General features: G+C 30.5%; 24 protein-coding genes and 1 tRNA gene. 13 read left to right on the forward strand and 12 right to left on the reverse strand.

Translation table 11 applies throughout. From position 1 onward, the window contains the following. Positions 1-20: 20 nt before the first annotated feature. The gene (locus VK164_RS04155) at positions 21-560 is read right to left on the reverse strand and encodes a DUF1599 domain-containing protein (protein WP_324208147.1); all 540 of its coding nucleotides are present in this window, start codon (positions 558-560) and stop codon (positions 21-23) included. A gap of 135 nt (positions 561-695) precedes the next feature. Here VK164_RS04155 and folP point away from each other — a divergent pair, with 135 nt between their 5' ends. Both folP and VK164_RS04165 read left to right on the forward strand, forming a co-directional pair. Further along, a complete protein-coding gene (gene folP / locus VK164_RS04160; RefSeq protein WP_324208148.1) occupies positions 696-1,523 on the forward strand; it encodes a dihydropteroate synthase in 828 nt (275 codons plus the stop codon). Beyond that, positions 1,520-2,137 (forward strand): hypothetical protein, encoded by a 618-nt coding sequence (locus tag VK164_RS04165; RefSeq protein ID WP_324208149.1) that lies wholly within the window; start codon positions 1,520-1,522, stop codon positions 2,135-2,137. Before folP ends, VK164_RS04165 begins: the two co-directional genes overlap by 4 nt. 27 nt (positions 2,138-2,164) lie before the next feature. Here the strand turns inward: VK164_RS04165 and rlmH are convergent, their stop codons facing one another. The 6 genes from rlmH to VK164_RS04195 all read right to left on the reverse strand — a co-directional run bounded on the left by rlmH (position 2,165) and on the right by VK164_RS04195 (position 7,099). Then, the gene (gene rlmH / locus VK164_RS04170; protein WP_324208150.1) at positions 2,165-2,638 is read right to left on the reverse strand and encodes a 23S rRNA (pseudouridine(1915)-N(3))-methyltransferase RlmH; all 474 of its coding nucleotides are present in this window, start codon (positions 2,636-2,638) and stop codon (positions 2,165-2,167) included. Between the two features lie 84 nt (positions 2,639-2,722). After that, a tRNA-Tyr gene (locus tag VK164_RS04175) sits at positions 2,723-2,804 on the reverse strand. A 164-nt stretch (positions 2,805-2,968) separates the two neighbouring features. After that, positions 2,969-4,099, reverse strand: coding sequence for a TlpA disulfide reductase family protein (locus VK164_RS04180; protein WP_324208151.1), 1,131 nt, complete (start codon positions 4,097-4,099; stop codon positions 2,969-2,971). A gap of 120 nt (positions 4,100-4,219) precedes the next feature. Beyond that, positions 4,220-5,629 carry an MBL fold metallo-hydrolase gene (locus VK164_RS04185; RefSeq protein WP_324208152.1) on the reverse strand — a complete coding sequence of 470 codons (1,410 nt, stop codon included), beginning with the start codon at positions 5,627-5,629 and terminating at the stop codon, positions 4,220-4,222. 61 nt (positions 5,630-5,690) lie between these two features. Beyond that, on the reverse strand, positions 5,691-6,467 hold the full coding sequence (locus tag VK164_RS04190) for a sulfite exporter TauE/SafE family protein (RefSeq protein ID WP_324208153.1): 777 nt from the start codon (positions 6,465-6,467) through the stop codon (positions 5,691-5,693). Further along, entirely contained in the window at positions 6,467-7,099 is a 633-nt protein-coding gene (locus VK164_RS04195; RefSeq protein ID WP_166236147.1) for a Crp/Fnr family transcriptional regulator, read from the reverse strand. Before VK164_RS04195 ends, VK164_RS04190 begins: the two co-directional genes overlap by 1 nt. Before the next feature lie 84 nt (positions 7,100-7,183). On the opposite strand from VK164_RS04195, the gene VK164_RS04200 reads away from it, so the two are divergent. After that, positions 7,184-7,738 carry a hypothetical protein gene (locus VK164_RS04200; protein WP_324208154.1) on the forward strand — a complete coding sequence of 185 codons (555 nt, stop codon included), beginning with the start codon at positions 7,184-7,186 and terminating at the stop codon, positions 7,736-7,738. 3 nt (positions 7,739-7,741) lie between these two features. Next, positions 7,742-7,951, forward strand: coding sequence for a hypothetical protein (locus VK164_RS04205; protein ID WP_324208155.1), 210 nt, complete (start codon positions 7,742-7,744; stop codon positions 7,949-7,951). 60 nt (positions 7,952-8,011) lie between these two features. On the opposite strand, the gene VK164_RS04210 is transcribed toward VK164_RS04205, so the two are convergent. From VK164_RS04210 to VK164_RS04220, 3 genes are read right to left on the reverse strand one after another with little or no spacing between them, the layout of a single operon-like run. After that, positions 8,012-8,578: a YceI family protein gene (locus VK164_RS04210; protein WP_324208156.1), complete on the reverse strand. Its 567-nt coding sequence runs from the start codon at positions 8,576-8,578 to the stop codon at positions 8,012-8,014. Positions 8,579-8,611: 33 nt separating this feature from the next. Then, the gene (locus VK164_RS04215) at positions 8,612-9,247 is read right to left on the reverse strand and encodes an NAD(P)H-dependent oxidoreductase (protein ID WP_324208157.1); all 636 of its coding nucleotides are present in this window, start codon (positions 9,245-9,247) and stop codon (positions 8,612-8,614) included. A 13-nt stretch (positions 9,248-9,260) separates the two neighbouring features. Continuing rightward, positions 9,261-9,713, reverse strand: coding sequence for a MarR family winged helix-turn-helix transcriptional regulator (locus VK164_RS04220; RefSeq protein ID WP_324208158.1), 453 nt, complete (start codon positions 9,711-9,713; stop codon positions 9,261-9,263). Between the two features lie 128 nt (positions 9,714-9,841). On the opposite strand from VK164_RS04220, the gene VK164_RS04225 reads away from it, so the two are divergent. Continuing rightward, positions 9,842-10,147 carry a rhodanese-like domain-containing protein gene (locus VK164_RS04225; RefSeq protein ID WP_324208159.1) on the forward strand — a complete coding sequence of 102 codons (306 nt, stop codon included), beginning with the start codon at positions 9,842-9,844 and terminating at the stop codon, positions 10,145-10,147. Positions 10,148-10,178: 31 nt separating this feature from the next. Here VK164_RS04225 and VK164_RS04230 read toward each other — a convergent pair whose 3' ends face one another. Further along, complete coding sequence (locus VK164_RS04230) at positions 10,179-10,856, reverse strand: Crp/Fnr family transcriptional regulator (RefSeq protein WP_324208160.1); 678 nt, start codon at positions 10,854-10,856, stop codon at positions 10,179-10,181. 110 nt (positions 10,857-10,966) lie between these two features. Between VK164_RS04230 and VK164_RS04235 the strand changes: the two genes are divergently transcribed. The 8 genes from VK164_RS04235 to VK164_RS04270 all read left to right on the forward strand — a co-directional run bounded on the left by VK164_RS04235 (position 10,967) and on the right by VK164_RS04270 (position 19,689). Next, the gene (locus tag VK164_RS04235) at positions 10,967-13,342 is read left to right on the forward strand and encodes a heavy metal translocating P-type ATPase (RefSeq protein WP_324208161.1); all 2,376 of its coding nucleotides are present in this window, start codon (positions 10,967-10,969) and stop codon (positions 13,340-13,342) included. A gap of 82 nt (positions 13,343-13,424) precedes the next feature. Continuing rightward, positions 13,425-13,625, forward strand: a complete 201-nt coding sequence (gene ccoS / locus VK164_RS04240) for a cbb3-type cytochrome oxidase assembly protein CcoS (RefSeq protein WP_288982047.1) — start codon at positions 13,425-13,427, stop codon at positions 13,623-13,625. Between the two features lie 2 nt (positions 13,626-13,627). Further along, positions 13,628-15,805, forward strand: coding sequence for a cytochrome-c oxidase, cbb3-type subunit I (ccoN, locus tag VK164_RS04245; RefSeq protein ID WP_324208162.1), 2,178 nt, complete (start codon positions 13,628-13,630; stop codon positions 15,803-15,805). 6 nt (positions 15,806-15,811) lie between these two features. Beyond that, positions 15,812-15,982, forward strand: coding sequence for a CcoQ/FixQ family Cbb3-type cytochrome c oxidase assembly chaperone (locus VK164_RS04250; RefSeq protein WP_288980569.1), 171 nt, complete (start codon positions 15,812-15,814; stop codon positions 15,980-15,982). 116 nt (positions 15,983-16,098) lie between these two features. After that, a complete protein-coding gene (locus tag VK164_RS04255; protein WP_324208163.1) occupies positions 16,099-17,043 on the forward strand; it encodes a cbb3-type cytochrome c oxidase N-terminal domain-containing protein in 945 nt (314 codons plus the stop codon). Positions 17,044-17,109: 66 nt separating this feature from the next. Continuing rightward, positions 17,110-18,528, forward strand: a complete 1,419-nt coding sequence (gene ccoG, locus VK164_RS04260) for a cytochrome c oxidase accessory protein CcoG (protein WP_324208164.1) — start codon at positions 17,110-17,112, stop codon at positions 18,526-18,528. A gap of 13 nt (positions 18,529-18,541) precedes the next feature. Further along, on the forward strand, positions 18,542-18,988 hold the full coding sequence (locus VK164_RS04265) for a FixH family protein (protein WP_324208165.1): 447 nt from the start codon (positions 18,542-18,544) through the stop codon (positions 18,986-18,988). Further along, complete coding sequence (locus VK164_RS04270; protein ID WP_324208166.1) at positions 18,988-19,689, forward strand: sulfite exporter TauE/SafE family protein; 702 nt, start codon at positions 18,988-18,990, stop codon at positions 19,687-19,689. The genes VK164_RS04265 and VK164_RS04270 overlap by 1 nt, the downstream gene beginning before the upstream one ends. A 76-nt stretch (positions 19,690-19,765) precedes the next feature. Here VK164_RS04270 and VK164_RS04275 read toward each other — a convergent pair whose 3' ends face one another. Next, the gene (locus VK164_RS04275) at positions 19,766-20,920 is read right to left on the reverse strand and encodes an endonuclease (RefSeq protein ID WP_324208167.1); all 1,155 of its coding nucleotides are present in this window, start codon (positions 20,918-20,920) and stop codon (positions 19,766-19,768) included. Positions 20,921-20,922 lie beyond the last annotated feature (2 nt).

A 20,922-nucleotide genomic window follows, 5' to 3' on the forward strand; every position in this document is an offset into this window, starting at 1 on the left:
AACAGGTTGTTAACGACTTGTTATTTATTTTCCATTAAAATTAAAGCAAAAACTGAGTAGTTAATCATATCTTGATAGTTGGCATCAATTCCCTCAGAAACTAATGTTTTTCCTTGATTATCTTCAATTTGTTTCACACGAAGCAATTTTTGCAAAATTAAATCGGTTAAACTACTAACACGCATTTCGCGCCAAGCTTCGCCATAATCGTGGTTTTTGTCTTCCATTAAGGCTTTGGTTAATGCTACTTTTTCGTCATAAAGCGCAATAGCTTCTGCAACATCCATATCGGGTTGGTCTACAATTCCTTTATCAATTTGTATAAGTGCCATAATACAGTAATTGATAATTCCAATAAATTCTGAAGTTTCATCTTCAGCAACTTTTCGAATATCGTTTTGTTGAAGGCTTCTTATTCTTTGGGCTTTAATGAATATTTGATCGGTTAAAGAAGGCAAGCGTAAAATGCGCCACGCACTTCCATAATCTTTCATTTTTTTACTGAATAATTCGCGGCAAACCGCTATAACTTTATCGTATTGTTGAGAAGTATTCGACATTATTTGCTGTATATTTGTATGAATTTTTTCCAAAAGTAAAAAAATAAGAACAAAGAAAACAGCATATTGAATAAAGATTTTCATGTTTTTATGAGAAATCGATTTCGTAAGCTTTAAAGCATAACTTACTTTAAAATGACAATCAATTGTAACGGAACACTTATCGATTTATCAGTGCCAAAAGTAATGGGTATATTAAATGTTACACCTAACTCATTTTATGATGGAGGCAAACACAGAGAAATTAACTCAATTATTCATCAAGTAGATAAAATGCTTTCAGAAGGAGCTGATTTTATTGATATTGGAGCTTATTCAAGTAAGCCAAGTGCTGAATTTGTTTCCGAAAAGGAAGAAATTGAACGATTGAAAGTGGTTGTTAAAGAACTCATAAATACGTTTCCAAATATTATTTTATCAGTAGATACTTTTAGAGCAGCTGTGGCTAAGGTGGCTGTGGAACACGGAGTTGCAATTGTAAATGATATTTCGGCAGGATTGTTAGATGAAAAAATGCTGCCTACAGTTGCTGATTTGAAGGTTCCTTACATTATGATGCATATGAGAGGAAATCCTCAAAGCATGCAAAGTTTGACAAAGTATGATGATATTGTAAAAGAAATCACGTTCTATTTTTCAGAAAGAATTCAAAAAGCAAGAAGTTTTGGGATTTCAGATATTATCATTGATCCTGGATTTGGTTTTGCTAAAACAGTAGAACAAAATTATGAAGTATTAAATAAAATGGAATTATTTTCAATTCTAGAATTACCTTTGTTGGCTGGTGTTTCAAGAAAATCAATGATATATAAAGTATTAGAGAATACACCTCAAGAAGCTCTGAATGGTACATCAGTTTTGAATACTGTAGCGTTACAAAAAGGAGCCAAAATTTTGCGAGTTCATGATGTAAAAGAAGCGGTAGAGTGTATAAAATTAGTTAGTAAATTAAATAAAATATGAAAAAAATAGTCATTATAGTTACTTTAATAAGTTTGTTTTCTTGTACTGAAAAAGAAGTTTTACTACCGCAAGTGGAAAAATCAATTGTAGATAAAATTGAAGATCATTCACCTATTTATTTATTTTTTAAAAGTGAAGGTAAAGATACATTGATTGAAGTGAATAGAAAAAATTCGATTAGTTCTACCAATTGGATTTTTAACATAGATAAGCGATTGCCTTTGCGATTAGTGGTTCCAGAAATAATAAAATTGCAAGCCAAAAAGGAGGGAAGTGCACACAAGAATGAAGCTTCAGAAAATTATTTTTCATATTCTGACAGCATTCATAAACAATTAGCTTTTCTCCCTTTTACAAAAGTGAAATTTAAGTTAGAACAACCAAAATTTGGAGTGAATATTTATTTTGCTAAAGGTAATAGGCTTTTTGTGAATTCGACTGAAGTCAAAAAAGAAAATTTGATAACCTATTTAGAACATTTACCAAGTGACAAGCCATTGCATTATAATTTTTGTTTTGATAAAATGATTGATTATGGTAGTTTTATTAAAAATATGGTTTTAGTTCAATCATTAGAAATTGAAATGAGAATTTCGGAGATTTTTGTGTATTGATTTAGAACAGAAACTTCTTTTTTCTAACTACTGATGATGATACGGTTCGTTTCGTAAAATAGTAAATCCTCTGTAAATTTGTTCAATGACAAACAAGCGCACCATTTGATGCGAGAAAGTCATTTCTGAAAGCGATACTTTTCCATGTGCTTTTTGATACACGGTTTCGCTAAAGCCATACGGACCACCAATAACAAAAACTAATGTTTTAATTCCGGCGTTCATTTTCTTTTGTAAATAGTCTGAAAAACCTACACTACTGAATGTTTTGCCATTTTCGTCCAACAAGATAAGCTGGTCTGTTGCACTGATTTTTGATAAAATTAGTTCACCTTCTTTTTCTTTTTGTTGGGATTCTGATAGATTTTTTACATTTTTGATATCGGGAATAATTTCCAAATCAAATTTTACATAAAAAGACAATCGTTTTGTATAGTCATTGATTAATGATTGTAAGTCTTTATTGTCAGTTTTTCCAATAGCTATAAGTCGAATATTCATTAGATTACTTTTAATTTGAAATCTTTTTAAACACTGTAAAATTAAATAAAAAAAGCACTCCAATTTTGAAGTGCTTTTTCTTTGTGGGGAGAGCAGGATTCGAACCTGCGAAGATGTAATCAGCGGATTTACAGTCCGCCCTCGTTGGCCGCTTGAGTATCTCCCCAAACCATCTTGCTTATTTGACTAAGCGGTTGCAAATATAGAATTGTTTTTCTTACAAACAAAGATATTTATTACTATTTTACTACGTTTTTTCTAACTTTCTGTAAATGAAAAGCATAAAAAAATCTCCCGTAGGAGATTTTATATTTAAAGGTTTAAAAAATATTATTTTTCGCCTAAAAGTTCTTTTACTTTAGCTTTTAAAGCATCACCTCTCAAATCTTTTGCAACAATAGTTCCTTTTGCATCCAAAATAAAAGTAGCAGGAATTGATTCTACACCATATTGTTTTGCAATTGGCTCAGACCATTCTTTTAAGTTAGAAATATGATTCCAGGTTAATCCATCTTTTGCAATAGCTTCTTTCCATTTTGCAGCATCTTTATCTAAAGAAACACCAATAATGTTTAATCCTTTGCTGTGGTATTCATTGTATAAGGCTACTACATTAGGGTTTTCTTTACGACAAGGTCCACACCAAGACGCCCAAAAATCAATAATTGTTACTTTTCCTAATGATTCTTTTAATGATAATTTTTTCCCATCAGGCGTATTAGCAGCAAAGTCTGGTGCTGGTTGTCCAATAGTAATGTTAGTTACTTCAGCTGGTTTGTCAGCGAAAGCTTTTTTTAATTTTTTTCCAGCTTTAGTATCTTGTACTTCTTTACTTAATTTATCAAAATAAGTTTTTCCTTCTTCAAGAGAGATAAATTTTGAATTTACAAAGTTTTCAATCAGTAGTAAAGCTAAAAAAGAGTCGTTATTTTTCTTAACAAAATCTAACGATTTTTTATTCATTTCTTCTTGAAAAACTTTCATTTTGTTTTGTAAATCTTGCAATACAACTAAATCTTGTTTTTGCATAGCTTCCATGTAAACTTTTTGGTTTTCATTTTGAAACTTAATTGCCTTTTTCATGATAGATTTACTATCATTATTGAATGTTTGAAAATAATCATTGTTCTTAGTTCCTCCTATTTTTGAGTTTTGAACAGAATCTTTGATAAATTCAATTTCTATGTTACCATTTTCTAATATGATTGGAAGAGAAGCATTGTCCTCAAATTTTACATAAGCAAATTCAATACCTTCTTTAAGTTTTCCATCAAATTCAAATTTCCCATCTTCTACAACTGCTGTATCAATTGCAACTGGCTTACCTGTTTCGTCAGGAACTTCAATAAATACTTTTTTTCCGTTTTCGATTCCTTTTGCTGTTCCGGATACTTGGTAACCATCTTTATTACAAGATAAAAGAATTACTGCAGCTGTAATAATTAAAATTATTTTTTTCATTTTTATATTAAATTTTGGCAAATGTATTTAAAATTAGTGAGTTTAAAAATTATTAATTTATAATAGTTTCATAAAAAAAGTCAGGCACATGACCTGACTTAATATATAACTTAAATGAAATTATTTTAGTGTACTTGGACAAACAAAGGTTGTCAATGGTACGTTTGTAGTTCTTATGCCTGCGATTCCTTTTTCTACATTTATCATATTATGATAGCCTCTTGATTTTAAAATTGATGCCATAATTACAGAACGATATCCACCTGCACAATGCAAAAAGAAATGTTCATTTTTAGGAACTTCTGCTAATTGTTCATTTACATAGTCTAAAGGGATATTGATAGCTTTTTCAACATGTTCGGCTTTGTATTCACTTGGTTTTCTGGCATCTACAATAATAGAATTTACATATTTAGAAGCAAACTCTTCGGGAGTTATAGAATCAATTGTATCTGTTTCAAAACCAGCATTTTTCCATGCCTTTAATCCGCCATTCAAATATCCTAAAGTATTGTCAAAACCTACTCGAGATAATCTTGTAATGGTTTCTTTTTCCATACCATCTGGAGTAATTAATAAAATTGGTTGTTTGGTATCTCTGATTAATGCACCAACCCAAGGCGCAAATTGTCCATGTAAACCAATAAAAATAGAACTAGGAATATGTTCTTTTATAAAATCATTTTCATGACGAACATCTAAAACTAAGGCTTCCGATTGATTGGCTATTGTTTCAAATTCTTCAGGTGAAAGAGCTTTATTTGATTTATTCATTATATTTTCAAGGCTTTCATATCCTTGAATATTCATCATTACATTTTGTGGAAAATAGGCTGGTGGAGGGGTTAATCCGTCTAATAATTCGGCGATAAATTCTTCACGAGTCATATCTGCTCTCAATGCATAATTCACTTTTTTTTGATTTCCTAATGTATCTGTTGTTTCTTTACTCATGTTTTTTCCACAAGCACTTCCAGCACCATGATTTGGGTATACGATTAAATCATCATTTAACGGCATTATTTTGTTGCGAAGTGAGTCATATAAATGATTGGCTAAGACTTCTTGTGTTAAATCTTCAACTAGTTCTTGTGCTAAATCTGGACGTCCAACATCTCCAATAAACAAGGTGTCTCCTGTGATTATTCCATGCTGTTTACCTGTTTCATCTGTTACTAAATAACAGGTGCTTTCTAAGGTGTGACCTGGAGTATGAATTACTTTTATTGTAACACCACCAACTTTAAACTCTTGTCCGTCTGTTGCAATAATGGCATCAAAATTTGGTTTAGCTGTTGGTCCATACACAATTTTAGCACCAGTTTTTTGAGCTAAATCTAAATGTCCTGACACAAAGTCTGCATGAAAGTGTGTTTCAAAAATATAGTTGATTTTTGAACCATCTTTAGTTGCTTCATCAATATATGGTTGTACTTCTCTTAATGGATCAAAAATGGCTGCTTCTCCATTACTTTCGATGTAATATGCTGCATGAGCAATGCATCCGGTATATATTTGTTCGATTTTCATAGTTTAATTTTTTTACAAAAATACTTTATGTTTTTATATAGTTGGGTACTATTTGTTACATTTAAAATTCTTTTAACAAGATTATACCCGCCATCAATAATACAAAATAGGCAAATATCTTTTTAAGCTGTTTTTCATTGGTAAATTTACTCCAATACATTCCTATGAAAATACCAACAACAGAAATTGAACTAAATGTTAATAAGAATAGCCAGTCAATAGTAATATTTTGAACGTCACCCATGAAGCCTATTAATGAATTCATTGCAATTATGAATAATGAAGTTCCAATAGCTTTTCGTATAGGTAATCTTATAAATAATATTAATGAAGGTATAATTAAAAACCCGCCACCAGCACCTACAAGACCAATAATAATTCCAATACAAAAAGTCTGAATTCCTATAAATAGTATATTTCTTTTTTGTGTTGGTAATGTTTCTGTATTTTTCTTTTTCAAAACAGAAAGTGCCCCAAATATCATGATTGTTGCAAAAAATACCATTAAAAACATACTTTTAGTAATAACAAAAGGTGCTTTTAAAATAATTTCAGGAATTTGAGGTACAATGAATTTTCTAGTTAAATATACAGCAATAAATGATGGGATTGCGAAAATAAATCCATTTTTTATATCTACTAAATTTTTTCTATAATTTTGAATGGCTCCAAAGACAGAAGTCGTTCCCACTATAAAAAGTGAATAAGCTGTTGCTATAACTGGATTTATGGATAGGATATATACTAAAATAGGTACAGTTAAAATAGAGCCACCTCCACCTGTTAGTCCTAAAACTAAACCAATACAAAGTGCCCCAAAATAACCAAGTAACTCCATTAAAATTCTAAAATTTCTATTTTATTTCTATGTAGTTTAATTTTACCTTGAATTTCTAACGCTTTTAGCAATCTTGAGATTACAACTCTTGACGTATGCATTTCATATGCGATTTCTTGATGCGTATTGTGAATTTCAGTATCACCAATTACTTTAGCTTTGTCGGTTAGATATTTGTACAAACGTTCGTCTAAATTCATGAAAGCCAATGTGTCTATTGCTTCTAACATTTCCATTAATCTTACATTATAGCTATCAAACACAAAATTTCGCCAGGTTTTATATTTGGTTAACCAATCTTCCATTTTTTCAACAGGAATCATTAATAGTGCTCCATTTGTTTCGGCAATAGCTCTAATTCTACTTTTGGATTGTCCCATACAGCAAGTCAAGGTCATTGCACAAGTATCGCCTCTTTCAAGAAAATACAAAAGCAATTCATCTCCATTTTCATCTTCCCTTAATATTTTAATTGCACCGTTTAATAATAGCGGCATTGTTTTGATGTAGTCACCGATTTCAATTAAATAGTCATCAGCTTTAAACTCTTTGTAGGTGGCAACTTTTAAAATTTCATCAATTAGAGCTTCTTCAAAAATATATCCGTAGGCTTGATTTAAAATATCTTTCATTTGAATTCCTTTTTTTGTAAAGATACTATTAATCTTTAAAAATCAAATGTTACATTTGTTACAAAGAAATTGATTTGAACAAAAATGACCTCAAAAAAGTACAATAAAACAAATTTTCATAAACATACTTTTTGTGAGTTTAAAGAAGTTACTTTTGATGAGATTTCTGATATGATAATACATCATAAGAGTAAATCAGGAAGTAGTTATAGTTTTAGTGATGAAGGGGTTTATCGCATTTCTAATCATTGGGGTAGGGCTGCAAATTGTAGATGGCGATTGATTTCAAATTCTAGTTCAAAAATCAATAATTCTAATAATAGAATTGGTTTTGCTAAATGGGTAGATTTTTATCCGAATAATGACACCGAGAAACTTTTTTATATTGAAGTTGATTTTGAAACAAATGCTGTAATTTTTCAGCATAAAAACAACCCAAATTATGATGAAAAATCAATAGTACGAAATGCTTCAGAAACAGCAAAAGTAATTCGACAAATTAAAGAAATAATAGAAACTACTACTTGGGCAAGCTATTATAAAATTGAGAATATTCATTTAACAAGAAAAATAATAATCGAATCATTATTAAAAACTAACTTATCTTTGGCAGAAATTAAACGAAATATATTGACTTAAAAAATGATTAATAGCGAGAAAATAATTAATGACATTCAGGAAATAATTGATTTTGTTGCGGCTAATAAAGTTCCAGAGGCCAATTCAAAATTACTTGAAGTTAGTGAGTATCTAGATGATTTATTAGATACGACCGAAGATGATGATGCAATGATTGAGTTGAGTAAATATCAAGTGTTGTTAAATCACTTAAATTTAAAAATAAACCCATAAAAAAAGCCTTGAACTTCTTCAAGGCTTTTTGTTTTTCATAGCAATTTTTCCCAGTCGTTATTAGAACGTTAACTTTACAGTTAAATCAAATTCATCATAGATAGCTTTATCTCCTAATCCATCAAAGAAGCTTCCTGAACCATATTTAATGTCATATTTTGTTCTGTCAACTTTTAAAGCTGCTGTAGCAGTATTTCCATTCACTGTAATTTCAAAAGCAATAGAATTTGTTTTTCCTTTGATTGTTAAATCAGCAGTAACAGTATAAACTCCATTTCCTTTTTCACCAATAGATTTGAAAACTAAAGTAGCTGTAGGGAATTTTTCAGTTCCAAAGAAGTCATCAGATTTTAAGTGACCATCTAATTTTTCTTTCATTCCACCAGATAAATCTGTAGTTGATACACTTGTCATATCTACAGTAAAGTTTCCTCCAACTAATTTTTTACCATTGAAAATTAATTTTCCTTCTTTTAAATTAATAGTTCCTTCATGAGCGCCTGTTACTTTTTTTCCAACCCAGTTGATGGTACTTTTAGATGCGTCAACTTTTTTGCTTACTTGTGCAGTTGTTGATAATGTTACGAAAGCTACTAAAGCTAATGCGATTGATTTTAAATTTTTCATTGTTTTAAATTTTTAATGTTAAAGGGTTATTTATTAAATAGTTTGAAATAATTCTTGTTTAGATTTTCTTACTTTAGCATAATGTTGTGTTGCGTCTTCTTCATGACGGTATCCAACAGTTGCAACTAAAGAAGCGTTTAATCCCAATTGGTTTAATCCTAAGATTTCATTATATTTTTCTGGTTCAAAACCTTCCATTGGGGTAACGTCAATTTTTAATTCTGCCGCTGCGTTAAGTAAATTACCTAGCGCTAAATAAGTTTGCTTTGAAGTCCATACAGCTTTTTTATCTGCTGGTAAACTTACTAAGTTACCTTTCATAAAATCACCATATCCTTTTAAATCATCAATACTTAAACCTCTTGTTTTTGCTATATTTTCTATATAATCATCTATGTGAGATTCTTGTACATCTGTTATATTTGCAAAAACGAATAGGTGAGAAGCATCAACTATTTGTGATTGCCCCCATGATGCAGGTTGTAATTTTGCTCTAACTTCAGGATTTTCCACAATCAATACTTTGTATAATTGTAATCCATAAGATGAAGCGCTCAACCTGATGGCTTCTTTCAAAGTTTCTAAATCTTGTTCAGATACTTTTTTTGAAGCATCAAATTTTTTAGTGGCATAGCGCCAGTTTTGATTTTCAATAAATTTATTACTCATAGCGTTTTTTATATTAATTTCTAAATTTTTCTAATAGTTCGTTTAACAATTCAAGTTCTGAAACTGATAAATTTTTCGCAAAAGTTTGTTCGTGTTCATCCACAATTGGATCTAATTGAGATAAAAGACGTAACCCTTTTTCGGTAATGGTAATTTCCATTTTTCGCCTGTTTTCTGGACATATTTCTCTAATTACTAGGTCTTTTAAAAGCAATTTATCTACAAGTCTTGTTGTATTACTGGTTTTGGCAATCATTCTTTCCTGTATAGTGCACATATTTACAGGATTTCCCTTTTGCCCTCTTAAAATGCGTAACACATTAAATTGTTCGGGTGATAAGTCAAATGGTTTTAATATTTCATTAAACTTTTCAGAAATGACATTTTGAGTAAACATTACATTGAGTAATGTTTTCTTTTCTATTGCCATTGGATAGGTCGGTTTTATGATTTCTTCTATTCTCATTTGAGTTTGTAAAATTTGTATGTACAAATGTAGTAAAAAAATTATTTGTATGTACAAATGTTTGTTAATTTTTTATTAAAGTTTTGAAATTAAATTTTAGATAGTATTTTTGACTAAAATTTTATACAATGAATTTAGAACAAAAAGAGTGGTGGAGTCAGTTTTTAGCTGATGAAAATGGAGTACTTATTGATGTGCGTACAGAAGATGAATACAATGATGGTTCAATTCCAAATGCTATTAATATTGATATCTATAAAGGTCAAGGCTTTATATATAAAGTAGAAGAGTTGGATAAATCAAAAAATTATTACGTGTATTGTGCAGCAGGAGCAAGAAGTAGTCAAGCGTGTGGTGTTATGCAACAACTTGGTTTTGAAAACACATATAATTTATTAGGCGGATTTTCGAATTGGGAAGGACCGAGGAAGTAATATACAAAAAATCCGCTTAATAGCGGATTTTTTATGCAAATCGTTTTAATTTGTTTTTATCGAGAATTGTAATCTTTTTTCCAGTAAGTTCAACAAAACCACTTTTATTAAGTTCTGATAATAATCTAATGCAGCTTTCTGTGGCAGTACCTATCATTCCTGCTAACTCTTCTCTTGAAAGTTGAATGCGTAATGAATCATCATCATTTTTGCCAAAAGTTTCTTCTAAATAAATAAGTGTTTCTACAAGTCTTTGACGAACAGTTTTTTGAGCCATGTTAACCATGTGATCGTCGGCATCTTTCAAATCATCACATATTGTACGCATAACATTCATTGAAAATTGATTATTATCCGTAAAAAATTGCATTACTTCGCTCTTTGGAATAAAACAAACTTCCATGTCTTCTAATGCTACAGCACTCAGATTAGCAGGTTCGTCACTTATCATGGAACGTTGTCCTAATAATTCGCCAGGTTTTACCAATTTTACAATTTGGTCCTTACCATTATCACTTAGTTTTGATAATTTGCAAACCCCATCTTTAACACAATAAATACCATTTGTTACTTCACCTTCTTCAAAAATAGGTTCACCTTTTTTGATGGTATAAGAAGTTTTACATTCAGCCATTTTTAAAAGCTCATCTTTACTCAAAGCTTTCAAAGAACTAAACTGCCTTACGATACACTGTTCACATTTTTCCATAAATAAATTTTTATTTATTGCGGTTACAAAATTACAAAAATGTATGACAAATATCATATTTTGTACTATATTTATAAAAGAACTTTGTCAAAGGTAAAATGAGCAAATTTATGGACACAGAAAATTGTTTCCATTGTGGTAATGAAATAATAAAAAAAGACGAGATTTTATTTGACGATAAGAAGTTTTGTTGTAATGGTTGCAAGACTGTTTACGAGATTTTTAGTCAAAATGATTTATCGTGTTATTATGATTTTCAGGCAGCACCAGGTGCTACTCCACAGGATATACAAGGTAAGTACGACTTTTTAGACAATGAAGAAATTGTTACAAAGCTTCTCGAATTCCAAGAGAATACAACACATATTGTTTCACTCTACATTCCTCATATACACTGTAGTTCGTGTATTTGGATTTTGGAAAATTTACAAAAACTTCAACCAGGAATAAGTACCTCTCAGGTTAATTTTGGTGAAAAGAAAGTTCGGGTAACATTTAACCCAGAAAAAACTTCTTTGAAAGATATTGTTTATTTGTTAAGTTCTATTGGATATGAACCTTATATTAGTTTAGAAAACTTTGACGAAGGTAAAAAGAAAGTAGATAGGAGTTTAATCTATAAAATAGGTGTGGCTTTTTTCTGTTTTGGAAATATCATGCTGCTATCCTTTCCTGAATATTTTGAAGTTGAAGAATATTGGATTAACCAATACAGAGGTTTTTTTAGATGGCTAATTTTTGGATTATCATTGCCTTCTTTTATTTATTCTGCTTCAGGTTATTATGTTTCTGCATGGAAAAGTATTAAATCTAGGATGTTAAACATTGATATTCCTATTGCTTTAGGAATTATAGTAATGTTTGTTAGAAGTACTGTTGATATTGTTTTTGATTATGGTCAAGGTTTTTTTGATAGTATGTGTGGTTTGGTTTTCTTTATGTTATTAGGAAAATTATTCCAACAAAAAACGTATGACTTTCTTTCATTTGAACGTGATTATAAATCATATTTTCCAATTGCAATTACAAAAGTATTACCAAATGGAACTGAAGAATCAGTTCAAGTGTATGATATCGAAAAAGGAGATAGGTTATTAATTAGAAATCAAGAATTAATTCCAGTTGATGGAATATTAATTTCGGAGAAAGCAGCGATAGATTACAGTTTTGTTACAGGTGAAGCCGTTCAAATTGAAAAAAAATCAGGAGATAAAATTTTTGCGGGTGGAAAACAGTTGGGAAAAGTCATCGAAATGGAAGTGTTATTTTCTGTTTCTCAAAGTTACTTAACCCAATTATGGAGTAACGATGTTTTTCAAAAGAGGGTTGAGCAGCAGCATAAAACCATAACCGATAAAATCAGTCGTTATTTTACGCCAGCGTTATTAGCTTTAGCGGTTGTTTCATTTGTCTATTGGATATTCATTGACATTTCTACTGCATTTAATGTGTTTACAGCTATTTTAATTGTAGCGTGTCCGTGTGCTTTGGCATTAACAGCTCCATTTACATTGGGTAATGTTTTGCGAATTTTGGGTAATCGTAAATTCTATTTAAAAAATGCTTTGGTTGTAGAACAACTAGCAAAAGTTGACACCATTGTATTTGATAAAACGGGAACAATTACTACCAATAAGAAAACTTCTATTACTTATGAGGGTCAAATTTTAAACGATTTTGAATTAAAATTATTAAAAAATGCACTAAGAGGATCTAACCATCCCTTGAGTAGAAGATTGTATGATTTTATACCCAATCAAGAAAAAATTGAAACAATTAGTTTTGAAGAAGTAATTGGTAAAGGAATTTTTGCTAAATTTGAGGAAGGTACTATAAAGTTGGGTTCCTCTCAATTTTTAGAACACATGAGTGAAAATACGCACAAGAAGACAAAAGTACATGTTGAAATTAATGGCGTATATAAAGGTAGTTATGTATTTAACAACCAATATCGAAAAGGTTTAGAACAATTATTTGAACAATTAACCCCCAAATATCAATTAATTGTATTATCGGGAGATAATGATGGAGAACGCAAAATTTTAGAGAAGATGCTTCCTAAAAGTACGTTGTTAGTTTTCAATCAAAAACCAGAACAAAAATTAAATTATATTGAACAATTACAGAACAGCGGAAAAAATGTAATGATGATTGGAGATGGATTGAATGATGCCGGAGCTTTGGCTCAAAGTAACATCGGAATTTCTATTTCTGAAAATGTTAATGTTTTTTCTCCAGCTTGTGATGGAATTTTAGATGCAAGTCAATTTGATAAAATAGCTTTTTTTATGAAATATTCTAAAAATGCTATGAAAACTATTTATATGAGTTTTGGTTTGTCTTTGTTGTATAATGTTGTAGGACTGAGTTTTGCGGTTACAGGGAAGTTAGATCCGATCGTCGCTGCTATAATTATGCCATTGAGTACAATTACAATAGTAAGCTTTGTAACAATTATGACAAATGTATTTGCTAGAAACAAGTAATTATCATAAAAAATAAAGATATGATAAATATCATATTTTATAAATAGGAGCGGAAGTAACTTTGTTAACACAAATTTAAGGTATGAGTGTCATTTATTTATTAATCACAATTAGTATCATCGTTGCGGTGCTTTTTTTAGGTGCTTTTATTAAAGCAGTTAAAAGCGGTCAGTATGATGATGACTATACACCATCAGTCAGAATGTTATTTGATGATGAGCTAGTAAAAGAGAATTCAAACAAATTAATACAAACAGAAAAACAAAAACAAAAATCAATCTAATTATGGACAAGCAACAATTTTATTACGACAACAAAATTGTAAGGAATTTCCTCTATGCCAGCATCGTTTTCGGTGTAGTTGGAATGTTAGTAGGGCTTATATTAGCTTTATTGTTTCTATTTCCTAATTTAACAAGCGGTATATCGTTTTTAAGTTTCGGAAGGTTGAGACCTTTACACACCAATGCGGTAATTTTTGCCTTTGTTGGTAACGCAATGTTTGCAGGGGTTTATTACTCAATGCAACGTTTATTAAAAACAAGAATGTTGAGTGACTTTTTAAGTAAAGTACACTTCTGGGGATGGCAATTAATTATAGTTGCTGCAGCCGTTTCATTACCTCTTGGATATTCAACTTCAAAAGAATATGCAGAATTAGAATGGCCTATTGATATTGCAATTGCATTGATTTGGGTTGTTTTTGGTATCAACATGATTGGAACTATTATCAAAAGAAGAGAGCGTCATATTTATGTAGCAATTTGGTTTTACATTGCAACATTTGTAACAGTAGCTGTTCTTCATATATTCAATAGTTTAGAGTTACCAGTGTCTGCATTAAAATCATATTCAATATATGCTGGAGTTCAAGACGCATTAGTACAGTGGTGGTATGGTCACAATGCAGTAGCATTTTTCTTAACAACTCCATTTTTAGGTATGATGTATTATTTTGTACCAAAAGTTGCAAATCGTCCAGTATACTCATATAGATTATCAATTATTCACTTCTGGTCTCTAATCTTTATTTACATTTGGGCTGGACCTCACCACTTATTATATACAGCTTTACCTGATTGGGCTCAAAATCTTGGAGTAGTTTTCTCTGTGATGTTGATTGCACCATCTTGGGGAGGTATGATTAATGGGTTATTAACTTTAAGAGGTGTTTGGGATAAAGTTCGTACAGATGCAGTATTGAAATTCTTTGTAGTAGCTATTACAGGTTATGGTATGGCTACTTTTGAAGGACCAATGTTATCATTGAAAAATGTAAATGCTATTGCTCACTTTACAGACTGGATTATTGCTCACGTACACGTTGGAGCTTTGGCATGGAATGGTTTCTTATCATTTGGTATGATCTATTGGTTAATACCTCGTATGACAAAAACAAAATTATTCTCTGAAAAATTAGCTAATTTCCATTTCTGGATAGGTACATTAGGTATCGTTTTATATTCACTACCAATGTATGTTGCTGGATTTACTCAAGCTTCTATGTGGAAACAATTTAAACCAGACGGTGGAGCTTTACAATATGGTAACTTCCTTGAAACTGTAACAGAATTAATGCCAATGTATTGGATGCGTGCTGTAGGTGGTACTTTATACTTAACTGGAGTTATTGTTTTAGTTTATAATATTATAAGAACAGTTAAGCAAGGTGTTGCAGTAGAAGATGAATTAGCTGAAGCTCCTGCATTAGCAGTAATTTCACCTAGTAGATTAAAAGGCGAAAAATTACACTCTTGGTTAGAAAGAAAACCAGTTCAATTTATGTTGTTAACTACTGTTGCAATTTTAATTGGTGGTTTAGTTCAAATTTTGCCTACAATATTAGTAAAATCAAATATTCCAGTAATCTCTTCAGTTAAACCATATACTCCGCTAGAATTACAAGGTAGAGATTTATATATCAGAGAAGGATGTGTTGGATGTCACTCTCAAATGGTTCGTCCTTTCCGTTCTGAAGTTGAGCGTTATGGAGATTATTCTAAAGCAGGTGAGTTTGTTTATGATCATCCATTCTTATGGGGTTCTAAACGTACAGGACCAGATTTAGCTAGAGAAGGTGTAACAGGAAAACCTTTCAACGGAGGTAGATCAGATGATTGGCATTTTAACCATATGTATAATCCTCAAGGTTTAAATGAAAAATCAATTATGCCAAGATACCAGTGGTTGATTAAAAATGAATTAGATAATTCAATGGTTCAAGATAAAATGAGAGCTATGGTTACTTTAGGTGTTCCATATACTGATGCTGAAATTAACGATGCATTGAAAAATATCGATGCACAAGCTTCTAAAATTGAATCTAATTTAATGAAGAACTCAGAGATTAAAAAATCGTTTGAAAAAGAAACAGCTTCTCCATTGAAAAACAGAGAAATTGTAGCACTTATTGCTTACTTACAACGATTAGGTACAGATACACAAGTTAAAGATAAAAACTAATTAGTTATGCTAAAATTTGTAAAACATAATTTAGAATCTATAGCAGGTGTGGAAATTTATCCAATTATTTCACTGACAATTTTCTTTACTGCTTTTATTTTGTTCACTGTGTGGGCAATGACTTATAGCAAAGAGAAAATTAAAGAAATAAGTGAACTTCCTTTAAACGACGAATAGTTATAATTATAAAAAGTGGATAATGAAATAACCATGATGTAAAAAAACTTAGATTGATAAAATCTTGAAAATCATGGTTATTCCATATTCCTTATAAAAAAACAAATAATCTACATATGAAAAAATTAATTCCATCATACGTAAGAGTTCCATTAATATTTGCAATTGTATTTGCAGCTTTGGAATATTTTATTGACTCAGGAGATAAGCCCGCTTTCATAAAGTTCCCAATGGTAGCTTTATTTTTAGGAGTATTCCTGTTTTTATTAATCGCAATTGAAATAGTTGTAAATGCGGTTGATAAAGTTACTTATCATTTGTTAACAGATGAACAGAAAAAACAATTAGAAGACGCTCAATCAGTATCATTTTTTGAAAGTAAAGGGTTCAAAAATGTTATGGGTAAACTTACAAGTTCAAAAGATATCGAGCAAGAATCTGACGTAATGTTAGATCATGATTATGATGGTATCAAAGAATTAGATAATGTGTTGCCTCCATGGTGGGTATATTTATTCTATGGTACAATTATATTTGCTTTAGTATATTTGGTTCGTTTCCATATTGTAGGTGATTATGATCAAGCACAAGAATTTAAAAATGAAGTTGAATTGGCCGAATTAGAAAATTCTAAAAATGCAAAAGCTGCTCCAGACGATATGAATGTAGACAAAGTAACACTTTTAACAGATGCAGCAAGCTTAGCAAAAGGAAAAGAAATTTTTACAAATGCTTGTGCAGCTTGTCATAAAGCAGATGGAGGAGGACTTGTAGGACCAAACTTAACAGATAAACATTGGATTAACGGAGGTGGTATCAAAAATGTCTTCAAGTTAATTTCTGAAGGAAGTAAAAATAATGCAACAATGGTAGCTTGGAATAAAAACCTTAAACCTACCGAAATTCAAAGTGTTGCAAGTTATATCTTAAGTTTGCAAGGAACTAATCCTGCAGGAGCTAAAGCAGCAGAGGGTGAAATATGGGTTGAAGAAGCAACAGCAGCTCAACCAACTGAAAAAGTTTCAGATTCTACTAAAGTAGCCACACCAGCTACAAAATAATATTCTTAAAAAAAGGTTTTGAGTTTACTCAAAACCTTTTTTAACCTATATCAAATCTACAATAAGATGTCAACAATTAACGACGAAAGTTTTAGAGACACAATAGCAACAATCAATGCAGATGGGAAAAGAAATTTTATTTTTCCTAAAAAACCTTCTGGACCATTTTATGATAAAAGAAAACTGTTAAGTTATTTCTTATTGGTTTTTTTAATTGCTTCTCCTTTTGTTAAAATTAATGGAAATCAGTTTTTAATGTTTAATGTTCTGGAAAGACGTTTTAGCATTTTTGGATTTGCATTTTGGCCACAAGATTTTCACTTATTTGTTATTTCAATGATTGTTGGAGTCGTTGGATTAACATTATTTACAGTTGCGTTTGGAAGAATATTTTGTGGATGGTTTTGTCCGCAAACTATTTTTATGGAAATGGTGTTTAGAAGAATAGAATATTGGATAGATGGTGACAGAGGTGCCCAATTACGCTTAAATAAGCAGGAATGGAATGCTGAAAAAATAAGAAAAAGATTCACTAAATGGATTATCTTTTTTATTTTTTCATTCTTTATTGCAAATGTTTTTTTAGCGTATTTGATTAGTAGCGATAAGTTACTAAAAATGGTAACCGAAGGACCAGCTAACCATATCAGTACTTTAGTAGCATTATTAATTTTTACAGCAGTTTTTTACTTTGTTTTTGCGTGGTTTAGAGAACAAGTTTGTATTATTGCTTGTCCATATGGAAGAATGCAAGGTGTATTATTAGATAATAAATCTATTAATGTAGCTTATGACCATGTAAGAGGTGAAGGTGAAAACGGAAGAAAAAAATGGAGAAATGGTGAAGATAGAACTGCAGCAGGTTATGGAGATTGTATCGATTGTAACCAGTGCGTTGTAGTTTGTCCAACAGGAATTGATATTAGAAACGGAACTCAATTAGAATGTATTAATTGTACCGCATGTATTGATGAATGTGATATTATCATGGAAAAAGTTGGTCTGCCTAAAGGATTAATCCGTTATGCAAGCGAAGACGAGATTGTTAAAAAGGAAAAATTCAAATTAACAACTCGAATGAAAGGATATATTGCCGTTTTACTACTTTTATTAGGTGTGTTAACTACAATGTTATTCTTGAGAAATGATGTCGAGGCTAATTTATTACCATTACCAGGACAGTTGTTTCAACATGATGGTACTAATATTAGGAATATATACACATATAAAATTGTAAATAAAACGGAGCATTCATTTGATAATGTAAGTTTTAAAGTAGTTAACTTTAAAGGTGATATTAAATTAGTAGGAAGTCCAGTAATAAAAGTTCCTAAGCAAGGCTTAGCAAGTGGAACATTATTTATTGAAATTCCTGAAAATGTTTTAGAAGATGAAAATATTCAATTAAAAATTGAAATTTATGATGGTAAAAAGTTAATAGAAAAAACAACTACTAACTTTATGGGACCAAGAAGTTTTAATTAAAAAAAAAAGCGCTATGAAAATTAATTGGGGAACAGGAATTGTAATTGCATTTGCAGTATTTATGATATTCATTTTATCATTTGTTTTTAAAGTACAATCAAATGATAAATATGACAATGAACTAGTAGTTGAAGATTATTACAAAAAGGAAGCTACAGTTCAAGGTGACATCGAGAAACAACAAAATGCAAATGCTTTAAAAGAAAAAGTTATAATTGAAAACACTGCAGAAGGAATTAAAATTCAATTCCCTGCCAATTTTGATTATTCAAAAATAAATGGAAAAGTGTCCTTTTATAGACCGTCCAGTCAGAAACTTGATTTTGAAATTAAACTTTCACTTTCTAGTCCACATTTGCTCATACCTAAAAGTAATTTGGCTGGCGGTCTTTGGGACATTTCTATAAATTGGAATTACGAAGGAAAAGAATATATTAATAAGCAATCGTTTAATTTGTAATGCTTTATTCGGCTTTGATATTTGGGTTAATTAGTAGTTTTCACTGCGTAGGAATGTGCGGACCAATTGCTATGATGTTACCTGTTGATAGAAACAATGAAGCCAAAAAAATCACTCAAATTATAACGTATCATATTGGGAAATTGACTGCTTATGGAATTTTAGGTCTAGTTTTTGGGTTATTAGGCAGAAGTTTTTATTTGGCAGGTATGCAACAGCAATTGTCAATAATTGTAGGTGTTTTGATGATTGTTGTTGCATTAGTTCCTGAAAAAATATTTGCTAAATACAATTTTTCTAAGCCGGTGTACAAGGTCATCACAAAAGTCAAATCAAGTTTAGGAAAACAATTTAAAAACAAAAGTTATAAATCGTTATTCACGATTGGTTTATTAAATGGGTTTTTACCTTGTGGAATGGTATATGTAGCTATTTTTGGAGCAATTGCTATGCAAAGTATTTCATTAGGGGTTTTGTATATGATTCTTTTTGGTATTGGTACAATTCCGATGTTAACCGCTGTGATTTATGTTTCAAACCTTTTGTCATTTTCTTTTAGAGGGACATTACAAAAAATTATACCTGTAGTAGCTGTAGTAATAGGTATGCTCTTTATAATTAGAGGATTAGGATTAGATATTCCTTATCTGTCACCTAGTAATATGAGTTTATTTGTTCAGTCTGAAGCCAATTGTCATTAGTAAATAAAAAAATAGATTATACAAAAGAAAAGCCTCTTCATTTGAAGAGGCTTTTCTTTTGTATATTTTAACGGTGTTAGTTTACAAGAACTTTCTTAGTGGTTGTAGTATTTTCAGAAGACAATTGTAATAAATAAAACCCTTTTGGTAAGTTGGCCAATTTGTAAGTATCATTTTCAACTTTAGAAGGATTATTAATCTCTTGAATAATTTGTCCATTGATGTTGTATAATACAATTGATTTTAACTCAGTTGTCGTCAAAACATAAACCTCATTATGAATTGCTGGATTTGGATAAACTGAAATTGAGTTTTCAAATGCGAATGAATCACTTCCTAAGAAGCTATTCCATATAATCCCAACATATTCTGGATGATCTATATATGGATTTCTATTACTTTGGTGATTGTAGTAAATGTCATTATTAATCGCAATTTCTTTTGCACTTACAGGATCGTCTGTATGCCATTTTACAAGAATATCTAAAAAAGGATTTGTAAAAACCCTACCAATTGATCCATCAAACATATTTTTAGCTTCACAAGTAGCAGCATTTGCTGAACTATAAAACTCATCCATATTGTCTTCATAACGAGTAGCAAAATAGAAAAATGCTCTGGCAACATCACCTTTAAATTCATCAATAGGCTCAAATACAATACCAGAATAACCTAAAGCATACCCTGAATTTAAACCATTTCCTCTTTTAGAACCATTTTGAGATGTATATGTTGCCGTACCCACTTTTCCAAAAGGCAAATTATTTCTATCATTATTTACTTTTCCATCTGATGGAACTACAAAAAATGGGTCATTTTTCATTGGGTTAATAGCATATCCATCAAAATAGGATTGAGGAATTAAATGTTCTCTATTATAACAATCACCTTCGCCACTATATGAGCCACATTGTTGAGTTGTTGTTGAATAAGTATACGGATCTGCTCCAGACGGGTTTTCAGAATATAAATCTAAAAGACTTCCATCATTCTCATAGTAATTATCTCTAAATGCAGTGTGTGTATAAAGTGTCCAAAGTGCTGCATATCCTTGGTCAGCATGTAAATGTTCTGAAGGAATACCATCACTTACATTATCAATTATTTTTTTTAGATTTGTTTTTAAAGTCAAACCTGTACCAGTTGCTGTATTATAATATCCAGCTGGAATTTGTGCCCAACCAATTAATGAACACAATAAAAACGTTATTAGGGTAATGTTTTTTTTCATAT

The sequence above is a fragment of the Flavobacterium sp. genome (assembly GCF_035299005.1).
Classification (GTDB): domain Bacteria; phylum Bacteroidota; class Bacteroidia; order Flavobacteriales; family Flavobacteriaceae; genus Flavobacterium.